The organism is Leucobacter chromiisoli, assembly GCF_016522505.1.
GTDB classification, from domain to species: Bacteria; Actinomycetota; Actinomycetes; order Actinomycetales; family Microbacteriaceae; genus Leucobacter; species Leucobacter chromiisoli.
Map to the genome: position 1 here is coordinate 131755 of NZ_JAEHOH010000012.1, position 22215 is coordinate 153969.

Sequence of the window (22215 nt, forward strand, 5' to 3'; positions counted from 1 at the left end):
GCGCGCCCCCGCCCCGCCCGCTCGAGGCGGAGGGAGGGGGCGCGGCGCGGCTTCTAGAGCGCGTCGACGTCGATCGCGCGCAGCGTCTCGGCGTCGATGGCGGAGCGGAGCCCCTCGAGCACGTCCTCGGAGACCGGCGCATCGACGGAGACGACGGAGAGCGCGGTGCCGCCCTTCTCGTCGCGGGCGATCTGCAGGCCGGCGATGTTCACCCCGGCGTCGCCCAGCAGCTTGCCGTAGGTCGCGACGATGCCCGGGCGATCCGTGTAGCTGAACACGACGAGGTGCTCGGGGATCGGCAGCTCGACCTCGTAGCCGTTCACGGCGACGATCTTCTCGATCTGCTTCGGCCCCGTGAGCGTGCCGGCGACGGAGAGCTGCGTGCCGTCGGCCAGGGAGCCGCGCAGCGTGATGACGTTGCGATAGCTCTCCGAGACGGGCTCGACGCCGAAGCGCACCTCGACGTTGCGCTGCTCCGCGAGGAGCGGGGCGTTGACGTAGGAGACGGGCTCGCTCACGACCTTGGAGAAGACGCCCTTGAGCGCGGCGAGGCGCAGCGCCTCCACCTTGTGCTCGGACAGCTCGCCGCGCACCTCGATGTCGAGGGAGGCGATCGCGCCGTCCGCGAGGCCGGCGAACACCTGGCCCAGCTTCTCGGTGAGGGGCAGGCCGGGGCGCACGTACTCGTCGATCGCGCCGCCGGCGACGTTCACCGCGTCGGGCACCAGGTCGCCCGCGAGTGCGAGACGCACCGACTTCGCGACCGAGACGCCGGCCTTCTCCTGGGCCTCCGCCGTCGAGGCACCCAGGTGGGGGGTGACGTTCACGTTGGGCAGGCCCGTGAGCGAGGCGTCGGCGGGCGGCTCCTGCATGAAGACGTCGAGCGCGGCGCCGGCGATCTCGCCCTCGGAGAGGGCGGCGGCGAGCGCGGCCTCGTCGATCAGGCCGCCGCGGGCGACGTTGACGACGTAGGCGGTGCGCTTCATCGCCCTGAGCTGCTCGGCGCCGATCATGCCGAGGGTCTCGGGGGTGCGGGGCATGTGGATCGTGAGGAAGTCGGCTCGCTCCACCAGCTCGTCGAGCTGCACCAGCTGCACGCCCAGCTGCTGCGCGCGAGCGGCGGTGACGTAGGGGTCGTAGGCGATCAGGTCGACGCCGAAGCCGCGCAGGCGCTCGGCGACGAGTGCGCCGATGCGGCCGAGGCCGACGATCCCGATCGTCTTCTCGTAGAGCTCGGTGCCGGTGTAGGCGGAGCGCTTCCACTCCCCCGCGGACAGCGAGCCGTGGGCGCGCGGCAGGTGCCTCGCGAGCCCGAGGATGTGCGCCACGGTCAGCTCGGCGGCGCTGATGATGTTCGACGTGGGGGCGTTGACCACCATGACGCCGGCCTGCGTCGCGGCCTTGATGTCGACGTTGTCGAGGCCGACGCCCGCGCGGGCGATGACCTTGAGCCTCGTCCCCCAGCCGATGGCCTCGGCGTCGAGCTGGGTGGCGGATCGCACGAGCACGGCGTCGGCCGTGCCGAGCGCGGTGCGGAGCGCGTCGCGGTCGGTGCCGTCGACGTTCACCACCTCGAAGTCGGGGCCGAGCGCGGCGATGGTTGCGGGTGAGAGTTGTTCGGCGATCAGCACGACCGGCGCAGGCATCAGTAGCGGTTCCTTCGGGGGTGAGCGACAGAAACATCCGGCCCCGGAAAAGGAGGGCCGGGTTTCAGTGTACTCTCGCTCGATCGGCCTCGCGCACACCGAGGGGTCGCGGACCGCCCGCGACGAAGCCTCCGCCCGCACGGCCGCCGCCCGCGGATGAGGCGGCTCGGGCCTCCTCCGTCAGACGAAGAGGCTGAGCGGCGAGATGACCCGCGACACCAGGTCGGTGAGGGTGAGCTGCAGCGCGCCGACGACGCACAGCCCGGTGGCGAGGATCAGCACCCGGGTCCAGGCGTCGCTCCTCCGCGCCACGAGCAGGGCGCCGCCGAGCACGAGGGGCGGGAGGGCGAGCCCGAAGACGAGCAGCGCCCAGCCCAGGCCGCTGATCCCGAGCCCGATGTTCTCGGCCGACTGCAGCATCCCCGTCATGTTGCCGACGGCGGCGACGACCGCGTAGGCGTAGAGCGCGACGACGAGGGCGCCGGCCGCCCACGCCAGGAGTCTTCCGAGTCTCACGCGGCGGCCCCCTGGACGAGCATCGGAAGCGGCACGAGCACGACGGCGCCGACGACGAGCAGGATCGCGAGGCGCCGGGTGCGCCCGCCGCCGCTCAGCTTCAGCGAGCTGAAGAACCAGAGCGCCGGGGCGAGCGTCGCCGCCCAGTAGACGATCTGCTGCAGCACGCCGCCGACGGCTCCGCTGCCCGCGGCGATGAGCGCGTTCTGCGCCGAGTAGACCTGCGCGACGATGAACCAGCCCCAGGTGTAGAGCAGGTAGAGGCCCCCGAACACGCCGAGCAGCACGAGCGCGCCGTTGCTCAGCTGCGTCGGGCCGTCGGACGGCACGTCGACGGGGCCGGTCTCGGTGAGCTCGCTGGGGCCGCTCTCGCGCTCGGCCTCGCGGGCGTCGGCCTCGGAGGGCACGACGGGCGGCGACGTCTCCTCGGGGCTCTCGTCGCCCTCGACGGTCCACCCGCTGGCGAGCGCGCTCTCCCGAGCCTCGCGGGCCGTCCTCTTTCCCATGCCCTCCACCCTAGCGATCGCTCCCTCACAAAACACCGGACGCGCGCGGGCGCCCGGAGGTCGACCGGAGCCGACGAGGTGACCACGAGCCGACGAGGGGCACCGGTTCGCTCGTCGGCCTACCCGCGAGCTCGTCTCGCGTCCGCCTTCGCGAACTCCTTGGCCCGGTCCCGCGCCTTCGCGAGCGCAGCCTCCTCGCGCTCCAGCTCGCGCACCCGTCGCTGCGTGCGCTTGCGCAGCTCGACATGCTCGCGCAGCTCGGTCTCTGCCGCCTCGTAGGCCTCCCGGGGCGTCGGCTCCCGCCCCCTGCTCTCGGCCTCCGCGGGCGTCTCGGGCATCTCGCTCAGGATCGCCGAGAGCCCGGCCACCAGCACCTGCGTGGAGAAGTCGAGCATCTCATCGGCATCACTCCTGCGATCCCGCGCCGTCTCACCGGCGGGCGGGTCGCCGAAGTAGACACCGGTGCGCACCAGCGCCGCCACCTGCGGGAACTGCGCGGGCGTCACCGCCTCCTCGATGAGCGCGCGCGTCTCGGCCGGGGTGATCGCACCGGCGAGCACCTCGCGCTCCACATCGGCCTGGCCCCGGGCGAAGGCCGCGAGCAGCGACAGCACCCCGAGCTTCGCGTCGGGCGGGAGCGGGAGGTCGCGCATGACGCGCAGGCCCCGATCCGCGACCCGGATCTGGCCGGGCATCAGGTGGATGTCGGGCGCGAGCGAGATGTCGAGCGCCCAGGGGTGTCGCCGGTAACCCTCCACCAGCCCGCGCACGAACGAGCCGAGCTCCTCGCGCCAGTCCCCCGAAGCGGCCGGGGCGAAGTTCCCACCCCCCGACGCAGCACCCTCCGCCGCAGCACCGCCGACCTCCGCGCCGCCCAGCGCCGCGTCGAGCATGAGGTGGTGCAGCTCCTCCTTCGTGGCGACGTAGCGGTAGAGCGCCATGGTGCTGAACTCGAAGGTCTTCGCCACCCGCTGCATCGTCACGGCGGCCAGGCCTTCGGCATCGGCGATGGCGATGGCGGCCTCGACGATGCGCTCGAGCGTCAGCTCCCGCTTCGGCCCGCGCTGCGGGGCCGCCGCGAGCCCCCAGGCCAGCGCGAGCGTACGCGGCACTCCGGTCTCCGACATGGTCCTCCTTGCGTCGCACCCAGCATAACCGCGTGGCGAATCAACTGTTTATGATGCATACTGTTTATGACACATACAGAAGGAGGAGCTCATGACCGCCGTCATCGAACTCGACGGACTCGGCAAGCGGCTGGGCGGACAGACCGTGCTCGACTCGCTCGCACTCGACATCACCGGAGGCATCTTCGCCCTGCTCGGCCCGAACGGCGCCGGCAAGACGACGCTCGTCTCGATCCTCAGCACCCTGATGCGCCCCGACTCGGGGAGCGCGAGGATCCTCGGTCACGACGTCGAGCGCGATGCCGCCCGCGTGCGCCGGCATATCGGCACGACGGGCCAGTACGCGGCCATCGACGAGGCGCTCACCGGGCGCGAGAACCTCGTGATGATCGCGCGGCTGCTCGGTCTCGGTACCCTCGACGCGCGCCGGAGGGCCGACGAACTGCTGGCCTCGTTCGATCTCGCCGAGACGGCGAACCGCCCGGTCGCGGAATACTCGGGCGGCATGCGGAGGCGCGTGGATCTCGCGGCCTCGCTCGTGCTGACTCCGGCGGTGCTGTTCCTCGACGAGCCGACGACGGGCCTCGACCCCGCGAGCCGCGCTCGGCTGTGGGACGCCATCGCCGCGCGCGCCGCGGAGGGCTGCTGCGTCTTCATGACCACGCAGATGCTCGACGAGGCCGAGGCGCTCGCCGACCGCGTCGCGATCCTGCAGGGCGGGCGCATCGTCGCCGACGGCACAGTGGACCGCCTCATCTCGCTCGTCGGCACCGAGACCGCCGTGCTCGTCGACGAGGCCGGCGAGGTGCGGCGCACGCTCGGCGCGACCGGCGACGCAGGCGCCCTCGCCCGGCAGCTCGCCGGGCTCGCCGAGGAGGATCACCGGCTGCACCTCGAGCTGCGCCGCCCCACGCTCGACGACGCCTTCCTGGCGCTCACCGGGCAGCCCGGCCGCACGGCTGCGCGCCGGGACTCGCGGGAGGTGGCGGCATGAGCGCCATGACCGCCGCGCATCCCGGGACCGGTCCGGTCGCCGCGAGCCGCATCTTCGTCGGCCGCAGCCTGCGCCACAGCCTGCGCGACGGCGAGGGGTTGCTGCTCGCCGTCCTGCTGCCGGTCATGCTCATGCTGCTGTTCACCGTGGTCTTCGGCGGCGCCTTCGACTCGAGCGGCGGCTACGTCGACTACGTCACGCCCGGCATCGTCGTGCTGTGCTCGGGCTTCGGCGCCTCGTCGGTGGCCGTATCGGTGAACCGAGACGTCACCGGCGGCGCGATGCGACGCTTCCGCAGCCTGCCGATCCCCGCCGCGACCTGCCTCGTGGGACACGTCGTCGCGAGCGTGCTGCGCAATCTGCTCGCCACCGCGATCGTACTGGGGGCCGGGCTGCTGCTCGGGTTCCGCCCCGCGGCGGGCCCGCTCCAGTGGCTCGGGGCGGTCACGATCCTGCTGTGCTGGATCGTCGCCGTGACCGTCGTGTTCGCCGCGATCGGCTTGCTCGCCTCGACCCCGGAGGCCGCGAACGGCTACGGCTTCGCGATCCTCTTCCTGCCGTACCTGTCGAGCGCGTTCGTGCCGACCGAGACGATGCCCGACTGGCTGCGCCCGCTCGCCGAGGTGCAGCCCGTGACGCCGATCACCGACGCGGTGCGCGCCTGGCTCACGGGGGCGGACGCGGGCTCGCAGCCGCTCATCGCCGTGCTCTGGTGCGTCGGGATCGTGGCGGTCGGCGCCGCCGTGATCGCGTGGCGCTTCCCGCGACGCTGAGATGGGGTGCGCCGCGATCCCGGGCTCCTAGGATGAACGGGTGACCCGGCACCGCTTCGACCTCGACGCCATCGGCGCCGGCCTGCCCGTCGCCGGCGCCCGTGCCGAGCTCGAGCGCGCGGCCGTCGCCGGGGCGATGGTCGTGACGGCCCCGCCGGGCACGGGCAAGAGCACGTACGTGCCGCCGCTGGTCGCCGACCTCGTCGCCGAGCGCGGGCCGGCGGGCGCTCGGGTGCTGCTCACGCAGCCGCGCCGAGTCGCCGTGCGGGCCGCGGCCTCGCGCATCGCCGAGCTCGATGGCAGCTCCCTCGGCGGCCCCGTCGGGTTCACGGTGCGCGGCGAGCGGCGCACGACCGCGGAGACCCGCATCGAGGCGCTCACCCCCGGCGTGCTGCTGCGCAGGCTGCTCGCGGACCCGGGGCTCGACGGCGTGGGCGCCGTGATCCTGGACGAGGTGCACGAACGCTCGGTGGAGGGCGATCTGCTGCTCGGGCTGCTCGCCGAGGTGCGCGCGCTCCGGGACGATCTGCTGGTGGTGGCGATGTCGGCCACGCTCGACGCCGGGCGCACCGCTGGGCTGCTCGGGGCCGCGGGATCCGGCGAGGGCCCGGGCGATGGCCCCGCTGCGGCGCCGGTGGTCGAGATCCCCTCGGCGCTCCACCCGCTGCGGATCGACTACGCCCCCTTCGCGGGCGCGCGCCTGGATCGCCGCGGGGTGACCCGGGAGTACCTCGCCCACCTGGCGGATGTCACCGCGACCGCGCAGGCGGAGGCGGCGTGCGACGCCCTCGTGTTCGTGCCCGGTGCGCGGGAGGTCGACGAGCTGAGCCGGCTGCTGCGGGCCGCCTCCTCCGCCGAGGTGCTCCCCCTGCACAGCAGGATCGCGGCGCGCGACCAGGATCGGGCGGTGCGCGGGCGCTCCCCGGCGGACCCGCCGCGCATCGTCGTGAGCACGGCGCTCGCCGAGAGCTCGCTCACCGTGCCGGGCGTGCGTCTCGTGGTCGACTCCGGCCTGGCCCGCGAGGTGCGGCGGGACCGCGCGCGGAGCATGACCGGGCTCGTCACGGCGAGCGCGTCGCGGGCGAGCGCCGAGCAGCGCGCGGGTCGCGCCGCGCGCCAGGGGCCCGGGCGGGCCGTGCGCGTCTACTCCGAGGCCGATCTCGCGCGGATGCCCGCGGAGTCGCCTCCCGAGATCGCCTCGGCGGATCTCACCGACGCGGCGCTCCTGCTCGCCGAGTGGGGCACCCCGCGCGGCGCGGGCCTCCGCCTCCCCACGGCTCCCCCGGCCGCTGCGATCGCCGAAGCGGAGGAGGTGCTGCGGGGGCTGGGGCTCGTCGACGACATGGGTCGGCCGACGCCGCTCGGATCCCGCGTCGCGCTGCTGCCCGTCGGAGCCCGCGAGGCGCGGGCGCTCGTCGCCGGGGCGACGGAGCTCGGCGATGCGCGGGCCGCCGCGGAGATCGTCGCAGCCGTCTCCGACGACCACCGGGATCCGGGTGCCGAGCTGCCCCGGCTGCTCCGAGAGCTCCGATCCGGGCGTGCGCCGGGAGCGGATCGCTGGCGGCGCGAGCGCACCCGGCTCGAGCGCATCGCGGTCGCCGGCAGCGCCGAGGAGCCGGCCCGCCGGGCGTCCGGCTCCGACGCGGCGCCGCGGTCCGGAGGGGCCGACGCCGCGGCTCCCGGCATCGTCGTCGCCCTCGCGCGGCCCGAGTGGATCGCCAGGCGGGTGACCGCCGGGTCGCGCGCCTACCTGCTCGGGAGCGGCACTCGGGCCGCCCTGCCCGAGGGGAGCGCGCTGCTCGGCGCGGAGTGGATCGCGGTGCGGGAGGTGCAGCGCGCCGAGGGACGGGCGGCCGACGGCACGGGCGCGGTCATCCGGCTCGCCGCCCCGATCGCCGAGGACGACGCCCTCCGCATCGGAGGCGCGCTCGCGACCCGCACCCGCTCGGCGCACATCGAGGGCGGGCGCGTGCGGGTGCGCGAGGAGCGGCGGCTGGGCGCGATCCCGCTCGCGTCGACGCCCGTGGCCGCCACCCGCGAGGACACCGCTCCGGCGCTCGCCGCCCACCTGCGCGAGGCCGGCCTCGCCGCGCTCGACTGGTCCGAGCCGGCGGCGGCCCTGCGCTCGCGCCTCGCGCTGCTGCACCGCGAGCTGGGCGAACCCTGGCCGGACATGGGCGACGCAGCGCTGCTCGACGCGATCGACGAGTGGCTGGGCCCCGACCTCGAGCGGCTGCGGCCCGGCGCCTCGCTCCGCGGCCTCGACATGGCCTCGGCGCTGCGACGTCGGCTGCCCTGGCCCGAGGCCGCGCGCCTCGACGAGCTGGCCCCCGAGCGCCTCGCCGTGCCCTCGGGGTCGCACGTCCGAATCGAGTACCCGGATCCCGGTGACGACGACCTCCGGACGCGCCCGGTCGTGGCGGTGAAACTGCAGGAGCTCTTCGGCCTCGCCGAGACCCCGCGGGTGGCCGGCGGCCGCGTGCCGATCCTGTTCCACCTGCTCTCCCCCGCCCGACGGCCCCTCGCCGTGACCGACGACCTCGCGTCGTTCTGGAACGGCCCCTACCAGCAGGTGCGGCGCGAGATGCGGGGGCGGTATCCGAAGCACCCCTGGCCCGAGGATCCGTGGACCGCGGAGGCGACGGCTCGCGCCCGACGCCGATGACAGAAGAATCTGCCCGGCTCCGTGCCATCCGGGAGGCCCGGAGCGTGCACGGAGTCGGGCAGATTCTCGATCAGAGGGATCAGCGCGCGGCGGAGCCGTCCACGTAGTCCTCGTCCTGCTGCTTCCAGGCGAAGAGCTTGCGCAGCTCGCGCCCGGTCTTCTCGATCGGGTGCGACTCGGCCTTGGCGCGGAGCTCCGTGAACTCGGCGGCGCCGTTGTCCTGGTCGGTGATGAAGCGCTCCGCGAACGCGCCCGACTGGATGTCGGCGAGCACGGCCTTCATGTTCTCCTTGACGCTCGGGTCGATGACGCGGGGGCCCGACACGTAGTCGCCGTACTCGGCGGTGTCGGAGACCGACCAGCGCTGCTTGGCGATGCCGCCCTCCCACATCAGGTCGACGATGAGCTTGAGCTCGTGCAGCACCTCGAAGTAGGCGATCTCGGGCTGGTAGCCGGCCTCGGTGAGCACCTCGAAGCCGTACTGGACGAGCTGCGAGGTGCCGCCGCAGAGCACCGCCTGCTCGCCGAAGAGATCCGACTCGGTCTCCTCGGTGAAGGTGGTCTTGATGACGCCGGCGCGGGTGCCGCCGATCGCCTTCGCGTAGGAGATGGCGGTGTCCCAGGCGGAGCCGGACGCGTCGACCTCGACGGCGATGATGTCGGGGATGCCGCGGCCGGCGACGAACTCGCGGCGCACGGTGTGGCCCGGGGCCTTCGGGGCGACGAGGATCACGTCGACGCCCTCGGGGGCCTCGATGTAGCCGAAGCGGATGTTGAAGCCGTGCGCGAAGGCGAGGGTTTTGCCCGCCGTCAGCTTGTCCTTGATGGACTCGTTGTAGATGGTGCGCTGGTGCTGATCCGGAGCCAGGATCATGATGAGGTCCGCCCACTCGGCGGCGTCGGCGACCGTCTTGACGGTGAAGCCCGCCTCCTCGGCCTTCTGGATCGACTTCGAGCCCTCCTTGAGCGCGATGACCACCTCGACGCCCGAGTCGCGAAGGTTCATCGCGTGAGCGTGACCCTGCGAACCGTAGCCGACGATGGCGACCTTCTTGCCCTGGATGATCGACAGATCCGCATCGTCGTCGTAGTACATCTCAGCCACGTGACATTCTCCTTCGTTGTTGGGTTTCTGAATTCCGTGGCGGGGCCCGCTCCCGCTTCCGGGTGCGGGCCCCGCCGTGCGCTCCGGCTCGTGCCGCAGGAGCGCCTAGTTCTTGAAGACGCGCTCGGTGATCGACTTGGATCCGCGCCCGACCGCGATCAGGCCGGACTGGGCGATCTCCTTGATCCCGAAGGGCTCGAGCACCTTCAGGAAGGCGTCGATCTTGCCCGAGTCGCCGGTGACCTCGATCACGAGCGCGTCGGTGACCACGTCGACGACGCGCGCGCGGAAGAGGGTGACGGCCTCGAGCACCTGCGAGCGGTTCTGGCTGTCGGCCCGCACCTTGATCAGCATGTGCTCCCGCTGCACCGACTGCGCGGGATCGAGCTCGACGATCTTGATCACGTTGACGAGCTTGTTCAGCTGCTTCGTGACCTGCTCGAGCAGCACGTCGTCCTGGTCGACGACGACCGTGATGCGGGACAGGCCCTTCACCTCGGTGGGCCCCACGGCGAGGGACTCGATGTTGAAGCCGCGGCGCGCGAAGAGGCCGGCGACGCGGGTCAGGAGACCGGGCTTGTCCTCGACGAGGAGGCTCAGAACGTGGCGGCTCATGACTACTCCTCCCCCCACTCGGGGCTGTGCTCGAGGGCGTACTGGATATCGCTGTTGGAGGTGCCCTGGCGCACCATCGGCCACACCATCGCGTCGGCGCTCACGACGAAGTCGATCACGACGGGGCGGTCGTTGGTCTCGAGCGCCAGCTTGATCGCGTCGTCGACCTGGTCCTCGCGCTCCACGCGGATGGACAGGCAGCCGTAGGCCTCGCCCAGCTTCACGAAGTCGGGGATGCGCTGGCTCCCGTGCCCCGTGTTGAGCTCGGTGTTGGAGTAGCGGCCCTCGTAGATGAGGGTCTGCCACTGGCGCACCATGCCGAGGGACGAGTTGTTGATGACCGCGACCTTGATCGGGATGTCGTTGACCGTGCAGGTCGCGAGCTCCTGATTGGTCATCTGGAAGCACCCGTCGCCGTCGATCGCCCACACCGTGCGGTCGGGCTCGGCGACCTTCGCACCCATGGCCGCGGGCACCGCATAGCCCATCGTGCCGGCGCCGCCCGAGTTGAGCCACGCGTTCGGCCGCTGGTACTTGATGAACTGCGCCGCCCACATCTGGTGCTGGCCGACACCCGCGGCGTAGACGCCCTCGGGGCCGGTCAGCTCGCCGATGCGCTGGATCACGTACTGCGGGGAGAGCAGGCCGTCGCTCGTCGCCTGGTAGCCGAGCGGGAAGTGCTCGCGCAGCTCGTTCAGCCGCTCCCACCACTGGCTCTGGTCGGCGCACTCGCGGGTGCGCTGGGTGGAGGACATCGCGGCGATGAGGTCTGAGATGACCTCGCCGGCGTCGCCCACGATGGGCACGTCTGCGGCGCGGATCTTGCCGATCTCGGCCGGGTCGATGTCGGCGTGGATGACCTTCGCCTCGGGTGCGAAGAGCGCCGCCTTGCCGGTCACCCGATCGTCGAAGCGCGCGCCGATCGTGATGAGCAGGTCGGCCTCCTGCAGAGCGAGCACCGCGGGCACCGTGCCGTGCATGCCCGGCATGCCGAGGTGCTGGGGGTGGTCGTCGGGGAACACTCCCCGCGCCATCAGCGTGGTCACGACGGGAGCGCCGACCTGCTCGACGAGCTGCAGCAGCTCGGCCGAGGCCCCGGCGCGGCCCACGCCGCCCCCGATGTAGAAGACGGGCTTCTTCGACTCCGCGATCAGCTCGGCCGCGGCCTGGATCTGCTTGCTGTTGGCCTTCGTGATCGGACGGTAGCCGGGCAGCTCGACGTTCGGGTTCCACACGAAGTCGAGCAGGCCCTCCTGCGCGTCCTTCGTGATGTCGACGAGCACGGGGCCGGGCCGGCCGCTCGAGGCGAGGTGGTACGCCGCGGCGATCGCCGCGGGCACGTCCTCCGCGCGCTTCACCAGCACGGAGTGCTTGGTGATCGGCATGGTGACGCCGACGATGTCCGCCTCCTGGAAGGCGTCCGTGCCCATCAGGTGCGAGAACACCTGGCCGGTGATGGCGAGCAGCGGCACCGAGTCCATGTAGGCGTCGGCGATCGCGGTGACCAGGTTGGTCGCACCGGGGCCCGAGGTCGCGATGCAGACCCCGACCCTGCCGGAGGCCGCCGCGAAGCCCTCGGCGGCGTGGCCGCCGCCCTGCTCGTGGCGCACCAGGATGTGGCGCAGCTTGGGCGCGTCCATCAGGGCGTCGTAGAGCGGCAGCACCGCGCCGCCCGGCAGTCCGAAGACGTCGGTGACGCCGAGCAGCTCGAGGCTGCGCACGACGGCATCGGCACCGGTCATCCGCTCTCCGCGCGAGGCGCCCGCGGGTGGTTGGGTGGGAATTGCACTCGTGTCCGAGTTCATCTCTGGCTTTCTGTTGACGGTGGGCGCAGTGATACGGCGTCAGCCCGTGATCGCGCCTTCTGAGGCGGAGCGCACGAGCTTCGCGTACTTGGCCAGCACGCCGCGCGTATACCGCGGGGGAAGCGGGGCCCAGCTGTCTCGGCGGGCCGCGAGCTCGGTGGGATCCACCAGCAGATCGAGCGTTCGTGCGGCGATGTCGACCCGAATCAGGTCACCGTCGCGCACCAGGGCGATCGGACCCCCGTCCGATGCCTCCGGCGCAATATGGCCGATGCACAGGCCGGTTGTGCCGCCCGAGAATCGTCCGTCAGTCAACAATAGTACATCCTTGCCGAGCCCCGCGCCCTTGATGGCGCCGGTGATGGCGAGCATCTCGCGCATGCCGGGGCCGCCCTTCGGGCCCTCGTAGCGGATGACCACGACATCGCCCTTGCCGATCTTGCCCTCGGTCAGCGCGTCCATCGCGGCGCGCTCGCGGTCGAAGACGCGCGCAGGGCCCTCGAAGGTCTCCGCGTCAAAGCCGGCCGTCTTCACCACGGCGCCCTCGGGGGCGAGGGTGCCGCTCAGGATCGTCAGGCCACCGCCCTCGTGCAGCGGGTTGTCGAGCGTGCGGATCACCTTGCCGTCGAGCGGCGTGTCGACGTCTGCGAGGTTCTCGGCGACGGTCTTGCCGGTCACGGTCAGGGCGTCTCCGTGCAGGAGGCCGGCGTCGAGCAGCGCCTTCATGATGACGGGCATGCCGCCCACGCGATCGAAGTCCTCTGCGACGTACTGCCCGAAGGGCTTCATGTCGGCGAGGTGCGGCGACTTCTGGCCGATGCGGGTGAAGTCGTCGAGGGTGAGCTCGACCTCGGCCTCGCGCGCGATGGCCAGCAGGTGCAGCACGGCGTTCGTCGAGCCGCCGAGCACCATGGCCACGGTGATGGCGTTCTCGAACGCCTTCTTCGTGAGGATGTCGCGGGAGGTGATGCCCTGGCGCAGCAGGTTCACGACCGCCTCGCCCGAGCGGTGCGCGTAGTAGTCGCGGCGCCGGTCCGCGCTGGGCGGCGCGGCGGATCCGGGCAGGCTCATGCCGAGGGCCTCCGCCACGCACGCCATGGTGTTCGCGGTGTACATGCCGCCGCAGGCGCCCTCGCCCGGGGCGATCGCGCACTCGACGCGCTTCAGGTCCTCCTCGCTCAGCGTGCCGGCCTTGCACGCTCCGACGGCCTCGAAGGCGTCGATGATGGTCACCTGCTTCTCGGTGCCGTCGCTGAGCTTCACCCAGCCCGGGGCGATCGATCCGGCGTACAGGAAGACGGAGGCGAGGTCGAGGCGGGCCGCGGCCATCAGCATGCCCGGGAGCGACTTGTCGCATCCCGCGAGCAGCACCGAGCCGTCGAGGCGCTCGGCCATCATGACCGTCTCGACCGAGTCGGTGATGACCTCGCGCGAGACGAGGGAGAAGTGCATGCCCTCGTGGCCCATCGAGATGCCGTCGGAGACCGAGACCGTTCCGAACTGCATGGGGTAGCCGCCGCCGGCGTGCACCCCCTCCTTCGCGCCCTGCGCGAGCCGGTCGAGGCTCAGGTTGCAGGGGGTGATCTCGTTCCACGAGCTCGCGATGCCGATCTGGGGCTTGTCCCAGTCCTCATCGCCCATGCCGACGGCGCGCAGCATGCCCCGCGCCGCAGCCTTCTCGATCCCGTCAGTAACGTCGCGACTCCGCGGCTTGATGTCGATCTCTGCCATGGCCCAAGTCTAAGGCCTGCCGCCGACGCGGACGCGCATGCCGCCCGGCGTCTACTTGCCCGTGGCGGGGAGCAGCGTGAACGGAAGCACGAAGCCGATCACGACGGCGGCGAGGCCGCCCGCGAAGCGCAGCTGCTCGGCGGAGGCGCCGATCGTCGCGTCGACGCCGTAGCTCATGAGCACACAGCCGCCGACCATGAGGACGAAGGAGAGGATGAAGAAGATCGCGGTCACCGCGCTGACGGCTCCCTGCGAGCTCTCCTCGAACAGTTCCTGCGTCTGCTGCTTCGCCATGCTGACCATCCCTCGACTCCGAACGCCTGACACCTCGAGTGCGAGGCGGGATCCCGCGACTCACACGCGCGCCATCAAGCGTAGCGCAAGGCCGGCGGTGCCGGGCAAGCCCCGGGACCCGGGCGAGGCCGGACGCTAAGCTGGATCGAGCGGGCGGCCCGGCCGCCGGCGAAGGGCCCGGAACCCCGGCGCCCGGCTCCGCACAGCCGCAAGGGAGGCCGCATGTCGATCGGCAAGTACGTGACGAACCCCGGAGTGATCGGCGCCGCGGTGGGCGCCGCGACCACGGCCAAGCGGACCCAGTCGATGCCCAAGGACTGGCGGCGCCTGCTGGTCTGGGGGGTGTGGCTCGCCGGACTCGCGCTCGCGATCGCGGGCGTCGCCATGCAGGAGGACGACCGGGACTTCGAGGAAGAGGTGGAGGCGCGCAAGAAGGAGCGCAAGCGCCGCCGCTGACGGGACCGCCGGCCCGCTCGTCGCCGGGGCGCCGCGACCGGATCCCGACCGCGGAGACGCCGGAAGCCCCCGTGCGGACGATGCTCCGGGGCTCGCGGCGTCCATATAGGATCGTGTCCGGCGCGTCGGGAAGCCCGGACGACGTCTCGTCGCCGACTCTCCAGAATCGGACCCCGTGAACACCCATGAACGATGAATCCCTCCGGCACGCCGAGGACGCCCCCAGCAACCGGGGGCGCCGACGCCGCATCCTCACCCTCGTCAACAAGCGCGAAGCGGCTCGCGTCAACAGGCTGCTCCGCACGGAGCTCATCGGCGGCGTCATCATCATGGCCGCCGCCCTCGTCGGCTTCGTCGCGGCGAACAGCCCCGTCGCCGACTGGTACTTCTCGCTGCGCGACGCCGAGTTCGGCCCCGAATCGCTGCACCTCAGACTGAGCGTCGGCCACTGGGCCTCCGACGGGCTGCTCGCGATCTTCTTCTTCATGGTGGGGCTCGAGCTCAAGCGGGAATTCGTGGAGGGCGCGCTCAGCAGGTTCTCCACGGCGATCGTGCCCGTGGCGGCGGCCTTCGGCGGCGTCGCCGTGCCGGCTCTCATCTACGTCGCCTTCAACGCCGGCGCCGATTCCGTCCACGGCTGGGCGATCCCGACCGCCACCGACATCGCGTTCGCGGTCGCGGTGCTCGGCCTCCTCGCTCCGCGCGTCCCGGCCGCGCTGCGCATGTTCCTGCTCACGCTCGCCGTCGTCGACGACCTCATCGCCATCGCGATCATCGCCATCTTCTACACCGACGGCGTGCAGTTCGCCGCGCTCGCGCTCTCGGCGATCCCCCTCGCCGTGTACGCCTTCGTCGCCCACCGCTTCCCCGGGTGGCTCGCCCGGTCGGGCTTCGGCCCCTGGCTCGTCCTGCTGCCGATCGGCGCCGTCGCGTGGGCGCTCTTCCACGCCTCCGGCATCCACGCGACCATCGCCGGCGTGCTGCTCGCGTTCCTCGTGCCCGTCGCGGGCAAGGACGGAGTGGCCCTCGCCGAGGTGTTCGAGCGCCGGTTCCGCCCCCTGTCGACGGGCATCGCGGTGCCCATCTTCGCCTTCTTCGCCGCGGGGGTGGCGATCGGGGGCGAGTCGCGGTTCCCCTTCGATCCGATCGCCCTCGGCGTGATGTTCGGCCTGGTGCTCGGCAAGCCGATCGGCATCACCCTCACGACCTGGCTGATCACGAAGTTCACGCGCGCCGAGCTCGACTCCGCGGTGCGCTGGCCGCAGCTCATCGGCGTCGGCGCGCTCGCCGGCGTCGGGTTCACCGTGGCGCTGCTCGTGGCCGACCTCAGCTTCACGCACCCGGGCGACGGCGACACCGCCCGGCTCTCGGTCATGGTCGGCTCGCTGGTCGCCGTCGCAGTGTCGGCGTGCTTCCTCGTCCGTCGGCCGCGCTCGCGCCGCTGACCGGGGCGGCGCGGCGGCGCCCCGAGAGCACGCGCGCCGGGAAACAGGGCGCCCCGAAAGCACGGCGCGCCCGGGAGCTGCGCCGCTGCCGACCGATTTTGAACGGCGAGAACGGGCGTGCTAATGTAGCTTTGTTGCTCAGCGAGCAGCAGGCGCCTTTAGCTCAGTTGGTAGAGCAGCTGACTCTTAATCAGCGGGTCCACGGTTCGAGCCCGTGAGGGCGCACGGTTCAGGCCCGAGATCGTCACGATCTCGGGCCTTTGTCGTCTCCGTCGAGGCGGCCCACCTCCTCTCATCCGCCCCACCACGTCACCTCCCCGGCCACGCACCCACGGAAGGCGCGCCCATGCCCCTCACGCCCCCCTCCCCCTCTGCGGACCTCGCGTTCGCGCTCGACCTCGCCGACCTCGCCGACTCGATCTCGCTCCCCCGCTTCCGCGCGGCCGACCTCAACGTCGAGACGAAGCCCGACCGCACCTTCGTCACCGACGCGGATCGGGCCGTCGAGGACGCGTTGCGGGCGCGCATCGAGGCCGAACGTCCGGGCGACGCGTTCTTCGGCGAGGAGTCCGGGCGCGCGGAGGGCGCCTCGGAGGGTCCCGAGCGGCGGTGGATCCTCGATCCCATCGACGGCACCTCCAACTTCCTCCGCGGAGTCCCCAACTGGGCCACCCTCATCGCGCTCGAGATCGACGGCCTGCCGACGGTCGGCGTCGTGTCGGCCCCGGCCTTCGGCGCACGCTGGTGGGCCGAGACCGGGTCGGGCGCGTGGGGCGAGCAGACGGGCGAGGCGCCGCGCCGGCTGCGGGTCTCGCAGGTGGCGGACCTCGAGCACGCCTCGCTGAGCTTCCAGAGCATCGAGCAGTGGGACCTGGCGGGCTATCTGCAGCCGCTCATCGAGCTCAGCCGCAGGGTCTGGCGGGATCGCGCCTACGGGGACATGTGGTCGTACATGCTCCTGGCCGAGGGCCTCGTCGACATCGTCGCCGAGTTCGACGTGAAGCCCTACGACCTGGCCGCACTGGTTCCGATCGTGCGCGAGGCCGGGGGCAGGTTCACCGACATCGCAGGCAACGAGAGCGCCTGGAACGGCAGCTCCCTCGCGACGAACGGGCCGCTGCACGCCGCCGTCGTCGAGGCCGTCGCGCAGTCGCGCCGCTGACGCAGCCGCGCGACTGACGCAGCCGCGCGACTGACGGAGGCGTCGGCCGGATCAGGCGTCGGCGATGCGGCGCCGGTCCGGATCCACGGCCTCGAGGATCCTGCCCAGCTGCATCGAGAACTCGCGCAGCCCCTCGCGGCCGAGCGGGTCGAGCACCAGTCTCCGCACCGTCCGCACGTGCTCGGGCGCCTGCTCCTCCAGGTGGGCGAAGCCCTCGTCGGTGAGCACGACGTTCGTGGCCCGGCCGTCGCTGGGGCAGGCCTCGCGGCGCACCCACCCCTGCTTCTCCAGCCGGGTGACGACGTGGGAGAGGCGCGAGAGCGACGAGTTCGTGAAGAACGCGAGATCGCTCATGAGACGGGTGCGATCCTCGGCGTCGGAGAGCATCGCCAGGACGTGATAGTCGAAGAGGGTGACGCCCGCGTCCCGCTTCAGCTGGGACTCGAGGGCGCCGGGAAGCAGGATGGTCAGGCTCACGAGGCGGAGCCAGAGTTCTCGCTCTTCGGAGTCCAACCACTGAGGTTCTGCCACGACTACTGCCCTTTTCGCTCTTCCGATGCGGGGTCGTCGGCCCCGGTCCTCGCCCAATTCTATGCCAGTCCCGTGCGACGGCACGGGAGATTCGGCTGTTCCCGGAACCGGCCCGCGAGGCACCGGCTGCTCGGGCGCCGCTTCGGAGAGGAACGCGCTCTCCGGAAGCCCGATGGGCGAGCGCGCGACGCGTAGACTCGAGGCGTGAACACCGACCGGCGCACCGCCCCGAAACCCCCGATCATCGCGTTCGCCCTCGTCGCCGACGCGCTGTTCGTCGTGCTCTTCGCGGCGCTCGGCCGCAGCAGTCACGCGCGGGAGGCGACGTTCGTCGGCCTCGTCGAGACGGCGTGGCCGTTCCTCGTCGGCCTGGCGGTCGTCTGGCTGGCCGCGCGGGTCTGGCGCGCCCCGCTGCGCATCGTGCGATCGGGCGTTCCGCTCTGGGTCGGTACGGTCGCCATCGGCATGCTGCTGCGCGCGCTCACGGGCGCGGGCACCGCGATGCCGTTCGTGATCGTGGCGACCGTCTCCGTCGGCGTCTTCCTCCTCGGGTGGCGCGGTATCGCGGTGCTGTTCCAGCGCGCACTGAGGCGCTGAGCCCGAAGGTCGCGGCAGGGACGACGAAGCGCCGGCAGGTGAGCGCGAACACCCGCGGCATCCGCGACACGAGGTTCGAGGCGTGGGATCTGGTGCGCGCCGCGATGCTCTGCCGCGCCGGCTACTCGCTGGGCTGGCTGACGGAGGCGGAGGCCGTCGACACGCTGAACCTCGTCTCCGCGCAGTTGCAGCGCACTTACTCGGGGTGGGAGCAGCTGGGCGAGCACTTCCTGCGGGCTCGCCGGTACTGGAGCAGCAGTTCGGGTCCGGAGGCGCGGCGGGGCGACGCCCACGACGCCAGCAGGCAGTCGGCGCTGGTCGACCCCCACGGCGGGCCCTGGTCGCATATGCCGTGGTCGCAGCCGATCCCCGACAGCCGGATCCTGCTCGTGGACGCGCTGATCTCGGAGGACCTCCTCGTCCAGGCTCCCTCGGTGTCGCCGACCGCGCTGGCGCGGCTCATCGACGGGGCGGCCGCCTCGCGCCTCGAGGATCGCGCGTGAACCCGGTCCACTTCCTCCGGGAGGAGTGGTCCCCCTGGACGATCGGGATGCTCGTGCTCGCCGCGGCGATCCTCGTCGTGGCGATCCTCGTCGTGGCCGGTTGGGCGCGCCGGCGCCCCGCGGGCGCGCCTCCTCCCCGCCTCCGCACCGCACGCGCCGGGAAACCGCACGCTCCCGGAGACGCGAGGAGGCCGCCCGAAGGGGCGGCCTCCTGCGACGACTCCGAGTGCGATGCGAACGTTCGTGGAGCCGCGGGGAATCGAACCCCGGTCCACTTCGATGATTCCGTGCCTTCTACGGGCGTAGTCCGTGCAAGCGTTCTACTCGGCCCCGCTCTGTGTCACGGACACCTCGAGCGACAGGCCCAGCCTCGGTGAGAGTCCCGGTGCGCCCCGAGACGCGACGCACCAGCGAGTCCCCTAAATGACGCCAAGTATCGGGGCGGGGACGAACCCGAACTTGACGGACTCGGTCTCGTGCTTAGGCAGCGAGAGCGAAGTCGGTGCGCTTAGCGTTGGCACCTATGGTTTGCGAAGGGCGTTTACGAGATAACTTCGCGTCCTCGACCCGCTTCTCACAGTCTCAAATCGACGTGTCGAAACCGATCGGCCCCGTTTGTGACGCCGTGGGGCGCATGCACCCGAGGGCGCAGTCTGGGGCGTTCGCATCGCACTCTGTGGAGTTGTCACACCCGGATCGAACCGGGCCTTTCAGGATACCACGGATCGATCCGACACGCACGCCTTCCGGGACCGGGAAGCCTCCCGGTCTCACGGAACCGGGTCGGCCTCCCACGTCCCCACGCTTCGGAGCGCACCCGCGGACAGCCCGAGCGCCCACTCGCTCACGTCCGTCACGAAGTGCGCGTAGGCGTCGGGCTCGAACGGAGCGGCGTTGTTCGCGTACGCGCCGAAGCCGTCGACCGCCATGAAGATCCGCACGCACGCCGCGAGCGGATCCTCCACCTCGAAGACGCCCGCGTCGCAGCCCTCATCGATGAGCGAGATCAAGCGCTCGCGGTCGAGCGCCTCCTGCTCCTCGATGGCGTCGGCGAGGGCCGGCGTGAAGCGCGCGAGATGCCGGGCGTTGAGCCACAGACGGGCGAGATCGACGGACTCCGACTCGATCCGGCGGACGAAGGCGGCCAGGCGCTCGAGCGGCTCCCCCTCCCCCGTCTGCAGCCGCTCCCGCTCACCCGAGACCGCCACGAGGAAGGCGGCCACCACGAGGTCCTCCGCCGCCGGGAAGTAGTGACTGATCAGGCCCGGCCGCACGCCGAGCCCGTCGGCGACCGCGCGCAGCGTGATCCGCTCGAGCCCCTCCTCGAGGGCGATCCGGGCCGCCTCCGCCAGGATCTCAGCGCGCCGCTCCTCGGGCTGCTTGCGCACCCGCGGCACACCTCCGCTTGACACCATGCGTCCCATCCTATTGGATTAGTGACCAATAGATCCCATTGGCCCCATGACCAATAGCAGCGCCGCTTCGTGTGTCATTCCAGCGACGATGCTCCGGGCTCTGCCGAGAGGAACCGCACGTGACCCAGCACTCAGACCCCCAGCAGGAATTCGTCGACGTCGCCACGCAGCCCGAGACGCGCGGCATCGAGCTCGTCGGCGAGTCCGAACGCCACGGCAGGCCCCGCGACCTCTTCGCCGTCTGGGCCGCGACGATGGTGAGCGTTCTCAACTTCACCATCGGCGCCTCCTTCACCGCCGTGCTCGGCCTCGAGATCTGGCAGGCCGCCGCCGTGACCCTCGCGGTCTCCCTCCTCTGGGTGCTCCCCGGCATCGTGGCCGTCAGCGGCCCAGCGGCCGGCACCTCGGGTTCCGTGATCCAGCGCGCGATCTACGGCTTCCGCGGCAACAAGATCGTCATCGCCTTCTACGGCTGGTTCATCTCGGGGGTCTTCCTCGCCCTCAACTGGGTCGCCTCCTCCTTCATGGGCGCCGAACTGCTCACACGCCTCGGGGTCGAGGACAAGACGATCGGGCTCGTCGCGGTCACCGCCGTCGTCTCGATCGTCACCGTGCTCGTCGCCGTCTACGGGCACGCGCTGATCCTCAAGGCCTACACGGCGCTGACCGCCGTGCTGCTGCTCATCTTCCTCGTCGTCACCGGCTTCATCCTGCCCACCGTCGACTGGAACTTCTCCCAGCCCGAGCCGCTCCACGGGGTCGCGCTCTGGTCGAGCCTCACCATCGCCTTCGCGATCCTCGCGTCCAGTCCGCTCTCCTTCTCCAACAGCGCCGACATGGCCCGCTACCTCCCCCGCGACGCGAAGCCGTCGCACATCGTCGCCGCGACGGCGCTCGGCGGCGCCATCCCCTGCGCCTTCTTCACCATCGTGGGCGCCCTGCTCGGCAGCGTCGTCTCGGCCGATGCGCTCGAGCTCGGCATCGAGTACGCCCTGCTCGACATGCTGCCCTCCTGGCTCGGCCCGGTCTTCGTGATCGGCGTCATCGTGAACACCGTCGCGCTCAACGGCATGACGACCTACACGGCCAGCATGGCCTTCCAGTCCATCGGCGTGCCGATCCGCCGCATCCCGTCGGCGATCCTCATCGGGGTGCTCGGCACGGCCTTCACGCTCTTCCTCGTGATGTCGACGAGCCTCATCGACGCGATCAACCTCATGCTGCAGTTCCTGCTCATCATCTCGGCCCCCACCATGGCCGTCTACGCGGCCGACATCGTGCTGCGCCGCAACCGCTACCGGGGGCTCGACCTCTTCGACGAGCGCCCGGGCGCCACCTTCTGGTACCACGGCGGGTTCAGCATCGCGGGGCTCGCCTCGGTCGTCGCCGGCGGCATCGCCACCGCGCTCTTCCTCTCGACCGACATCTGGACGGGGCCGCTGGGGGTCGCTCTCGGCTACATCGACCTCTCGGTGCCGGCGGGCATGCTCGTCTCGATCCTGTGCTACGTCGCCCTCGCCGGTCGCCGCGTCCGGGCCCAGGCGGCCGCGTGACCGCCGGCCCCGCCGCGCGAACACCGCGGGGCGCGTGAGCAGCGCAGGCCGCGTGAGCAGCGCGGACCGCGCGAGCAGCGCAGGCCGCGTGGCCGATAACGGTCGACCCTACTCCCCCATGCGGTTGCGGGTGCGCATCGCGCGCTCCGCCTCCCGCTTGTCCTGCTTCTCGCGCAGGGTCTGCCGCTTGTCGTACTCCTTCTTGCCCTTCGCGAGCGCGATCTCGACCTTCGCTCGCCCGTCGAGGAAGTAGAGCCTGAGCGGCACGATCGTCATGCCGCCCTCGCGGGTCTTCTGCCACAGCTTGTCGATCTGCTGCCGGTGCAGCAGCAGCTTGCGCTTGCGCCGGGGGGCGTGGTTCGTCCACGAGCCGTTGAGGTACTCGGGGATGTAGGCGGCGTCGAGCCACGCTTCGCCGTGCTCGATGAAGACGTAGCCGTCGACGAGCGAGGCGCGGCCCATGCGCAGCGACTTCACCTCGCTGCCCGTGAGCACCATCCCCGCCTCGTAGGTGTCGAGGATGTGGTAGTCGTGCCGGGCCTTCTTGTTCGAGGCGATCAGCTTCTCGCCGGTCTCCTTGGGCACGGGGCACCTCCTCATCTGACGGATCGGGCCGGGTTCCTCCCCCGGCCGCAAGGATCCAGCCTAGCGCACGGCGGCGGCGGACACACGGCGAGGCGCGGGCGCCGGGCACCGCCTGCCCCGGAGACCGCGCTGAACGGCGCGAAGCGCCACTGAACGGCGTCGGCCGGCTCCCCGCCCACGGGCGGGGAGCC

21 protein-coding genes, 1 tRNA gene and 1 other RNA gene are annotated in these 22215 nt (G+C 71.7%); 10 read left to right on the plus strand and 13 right to left on the minus strand.

The annotated features are described in order from the left end of the window. Positions 1-53 precede the first annotated feature (53 nt). The 4 genes from serA to JD276_RS09960 form a co-directional block, all read right to left on the minus strand. Entirely contained in the window at positions 54-1646 is a 1593-nt protein-coding gene (serA, locus tag JD276_RS09945) for a phosphoglycerate dehydrogenase (protein ID WP_200115489.1), read from the minus strand. 180 nt (positions 1647-1826) lie between these two features. After that, a complete protein-coding gene (locus tag JD276_RS09950; RefSeq protein WP_200115490.1) occupies positions 1827-2162 on the minus strand; it encodes a hypothetical protein in 336 nt (111 codons plus the stop codon). Then, positions 2159-2668, minus strand: coding sequence for a hypothetical protein (locus JD276_RS09955; protein ID WP_200115491.1), 510 nt, complete (start codon positions 2666-2668; stop codon positions 2159-2161). Before JD276_RS09955 ends, JD276_RS09950 begins: the two co-directional genes overlap by 4 nt. Positions 2669-2787: 119 nt before the next feature. Continuing rightward, the gene (locus JD276_RS09960) at positions 2788-3795 is read right to left on the minus strand and encodes a TetR/AcrR family transcriptional regulator (RefSeq protein WP_200115492.1); all 1008 of its coding nucleotides are present in this window, start codon (positions 3793-3795) and stop codon (positions 2788-2790) included. Between the two features lie 91 nt (positions 3796-3886). On the opposite strand from JD276_RS09960, the gene JD276_RS09965 reads away from it, so the two are divergent. The 3 genes from JD276_RS09965 to hrpB are packed head-to-tail and all read left to right on the plus strand — an operon-like array spanning position 3887 to position 8227. Then, positions 3887-4789, plus strand: coding sequence for an ABC transporter ATP-binding protein (locus JD276_RS09965; RefSeq protein WP_200115493.1), 903 nt, complete (start codon positions 3887-3889; stop codon positions 4787-4789). After that, entirely contained in the window at positions 4786-5562 is a 777-nt protein-coding gene (locus JD276_RS09970; protein ID WP_200115494.1) for an ABC transporter permease, read from the plus strand. The genes JD276_RS09965 and JD276_RS09970 overlap by 4 nt, the downstream gene beginning before the upstream one ends. A 40-nt stretch (positions 5563-5602) precedes the next feature. After that, on the plus strand, positions 5603-8227 hold the full coding sequence (gene hrpB / locus JD276_RS09975; protein WP_200115495.1) for an ATP-dependent helicase HrpB: 2625 nt from the start codon (positions 5603-5605) through the stop codon (positions 8225-8227). Between the two features lie 79 nt (positions 8228-8306). Here hrpB and ilvC read toward each other — a convergent pair whose 3' ends face one another. The 5 genes from ilvC to JD276_RS10000 form a co-directional block, all read right to left on the minus strand. Further along, the gene (gene ilvC, locus JD276_RS09980; protein WP_233615582.1) at positions 8307-9323 is read right to left on the minus strand and encodes a ketol-acid reductoisomerase; all 1017 of its coding nucleotides are present in this window, start codon (positions 9321-9323) and stop codon (positions 8307-8309) included. 114 nt (positions 9324-9437) lie between these two features. Then, the gene (gene ilvN, locus JD276_RS09985) at positions 9438-9947 is read right to left on the minus strand and encodes an acetolactate synthase small subunit (protein WP_200115497.1); all 510 of its coding nucleotides are present in this window, start codon (positions 9945-9947) and stop codon (positions 9438-9440) included. 2 nt (positions 9948-9949) lie between these two features. Beyond that, on the minus strand, positions 9950-11752 hold the full coding sequence (locus JD276_RS09990) for an acetolactate synthase large subunit (RefSeq protein ID WP_200115498.1): 1803 nt from the start codon (positions 11750-11752) through the stop codon (positions 9950-9952). Positions 11753-11791: 39 nt separating this feature from the next. Further along, positions 11792-13483: a dihydroxy-acid dehydratase gene (ilvD, locus tag JD276_RS09995; RefSeq protein WP_200115499.1), complete on the minus strand. Its 1692-nt coding sequence runs from the start codon at positions 13481-13483 to the stop codon at positions 11792-11794. Between the two features lie 51 nt (positions 13484-13534). Continuing rightward, positions 13535-13777 (minus strand): hypothetical protein, encoded by a 243-nt coding sequence (locus JD276_RS10000; protein ID WP_200115500.1) that lies wholly within the window; start codon positions 13775-13777, stop codon positions 13535-13537. Positions 13778-13999: 222 nt separating this feature from the next. On the opposite strand from JD276_RS10000, the gene JD276_RS10005 reads away from it, so the two are divergent. The 4 genes from JD276_RS10005 to JD276_RS10020 all read left to right on the plus strand — a co-directional run bounded on the left by JD276_RS10005 (position 14000) and on the right by JD276_RS10020 (position 16840). Further along, positions 14000-14233, plus strand: a complete 234-nt coding sequence (locus JD276_RS10005; RefSeq protein ID WP_200115501.1) for a hypothetical protein — start codon at positions 14000-14002, stop codon at positions 14231-14233. A gap of 185 nt (positions 14234-14418) precedes the next feature. Next, the gene (gene nhaA / locus JD276_RS10010; RefSeq protein WP_200115502.1) at positions 14419-15678 is read left to right on the plus strand and encodes a Na+/H+ antiporter NhaA; all 1260 of its coding nucleotides are present in this window, start codon (positions 14419-14421) and stop codon (positions 15676-15678) included. Positions 15679-15830: 152 nt separating this feature from the next. Next, positions 15831-15903 (plus strand) — tRNA-Lys (locus JD276_RS10015). Between the two features lie 121 nt (positions 15904-16024). Further along, entirely contained in the window at positions 16025-16840 is an 816-nt protein-coding gene (locus JD276_RS10020) for an inositol monophosphatase family protein (RefSeq protein ID WP_200115503.1), read from the plus strand. Positions 16841-16891: 51 nt separating this feature from the next. Here JD276_RS10020 and JD276_RS10025 read toward each other — a convergent pair whose 3' ends face one another. Further along, complete coding sequence (locus JD276_RS10025) at positions 16892-17371, minus strand: MarR family winged helix-turn-helix transcriptional regulator (protein WP_200115504.1); 480 nt, start codon at positions 17369-17371, stop codon at positions 16892-16894. 204 nt (positions 17372-17575) lie between these two features. Here JD276_RS10025 and JD276_RS10030 point away from each other — a divergent pair, with 204 nt between their 5' ends. Next, the gene (locus tag JD276_RS10030) at positions 17576-17968 is read left to right on the plus strand and encodes a DUF3054 domain-containing protein (protein ID WP_200115505.1); all 393 of its coding nucleotides are present in this window, start codon (positions 17576-17578) and stop codon (positions 17966-17968) included. Then, positions 17923-18471, plus strand: coding sequence for a DUF1266 domain-containing protein (locus JD276_RS10035; protein ID WP_307866530.1), 549 nt, complete (start codon positions 17923-17925; stop codon positions 18469-18471). The genes JD276_RS10030 and JD276_RS10035 overlap by 46 nt, the downstream gene beginning before the upstream one ends. 241 nt (positions 18472-18712) lie before the next feature. On the opposite strand, the gene ssrA is transcribed toward JD276_RS10035, so the two are convergent. Next, positions 18713-19084, minus strand: a transfer-messenger RNA (tmRNA) gene (gene ssrA, locus JD276_RS10040). Between the two features lie 157 nt (positions 19085-19241). Continuing rightward, positions 19242-19886, minus strand: a complete 645-nt coding sequence (locus JD276_RS10045; protein ID WP_200115507.1) for a TetR/AcrR family transcriptional regulator — start codon at positions 19884-19886, stop codon at positions 19242-19244. Positions 19887-20005: 119 nt separating this feature from the next. On the opposite strand from JD276_RS10045, the gene JD276_RS10050 reads away from it, so the two are divergent. Continuing rightward, positions 20006-21439 carry a purine-cytosine permease family protein gene (locus tag JD276_RS10050; protein ID WP_200115508.1) on the plus strand — a complete coding sequence of 478 codons (1434 nt, stop codon included), beginning with the start codon at positions 20006-20008 and terminating at the stop codon, positions 21437-21439. A gap of 108 nt (positions 21440-21547) precedes the next feature. Here the strand turns inward: JD276_RS10050 and smpB are convergent, their stop codons facing one another. Then, positions 21548-22024, minus strand: coding sequence for an SsrA-binding protein SmpB (smpB, locus tag JD276_RS10055; protein WP_200115509.1), 477 nt, complete (start codon positions 22022-22024; stop codon positions 21548-21550). Between the last annotated feature and the right edge of the window lie 191 nt (positions 22025-22215).

Coding starts and splice junctions, on each gene's coding strand:
- JD276_RS09965 (WP_200115493.1), top strand. CDS start 3,887: ATGACCGCCGTCATCGAACTCGACGGACTCGGCAAGCGGCTGGGCGGA.
- serA (WP_200115489.1), bottom strand. CDS start 1,646: ATGCCTGCGCCGGTCGTGCTGATCGCCGAACAACTCTCACCCGCAACC.
- ilvD (WP_200115499.1), bottom strand. CDS start 13,483: ATGGCAGAGATCGACATCAAGCCGCGGAGTCGCGACGTTACTGACGGG.
- JD276_RS09970 (WP_200115494.1), top strand. CDS start 4,786: ATGAGCGCCATGACCGCCGCGCATCCCGGGACCGGTCCGGTCGCCGCG.
- nhaA (WP_200115502.1), top strand. CDS start 14,419: ATGAACGATGAATCCCTCCGGCACGCCGAGGACGCCCCCAGCAACCGG.
- JD276_RS09955 (WP_200115491.1), bottom strand. CDS start 2,668: ATGGGAAAGAGGACGGCCCGCGAGGCTCGGGAGAGCGCGCTCGCCAGC.
- JD276_RS09960 (WP_200115492.1), bottom strand. CDS start 3,795: ATGTCGGAGACCGGAGTGCCGCGTACGCTCGCGCTGGCCTGGGGGCTC.
- ilvN (WP_200115497.1), bottom strand. CDS start 9,947: ATGAGCCGCCACGTTCTGAGCCTCCTCGTCGAGGACAAGCCCGGTCTC.
- JD276_RS09990 (WP_200115498.1), bottom strand. CDS start 11,752: ATGAACTCGGACACGAGTGCAATTCCCACCCAACCACCCGCGGGCGCC.
- JD276_RS10020 (WP_200115503.1), top strand. CDS start 16,025: ATGCCCCTCACGCCCCCCTCCCCCTCTGCGGACCTCGCGTTCGCGCTC.
- ilvC (WP_233615582.1), bottom strand. CDS start 9,323: ATGTACTACGACGACGATGCGGATCTGTCGATCATCCAGGGCAAGAAG.
- JD276_RS10045 (WP_200115507.1), bottom strand. CDS start 19,886: ATGGTGTCAAGCGGAGGTGTGCCGCGGGTGCGCAAGCAGCCCGAGGAG.
- JD276_RS10005 (WP_200115501.1), top strand. CDS start 14,000: ATGTCGATCGGCAAGTACGTGACGAACCCCGGAGTGATCGGCGCCGCG.
- JD276_RS10000 (WP_200115500.1), bottom strand. CDS start 13,777: ATGGCGAAGCAGCAGACGCAGGAACTGTTCGAGGAGAGCTCGCAGGGA.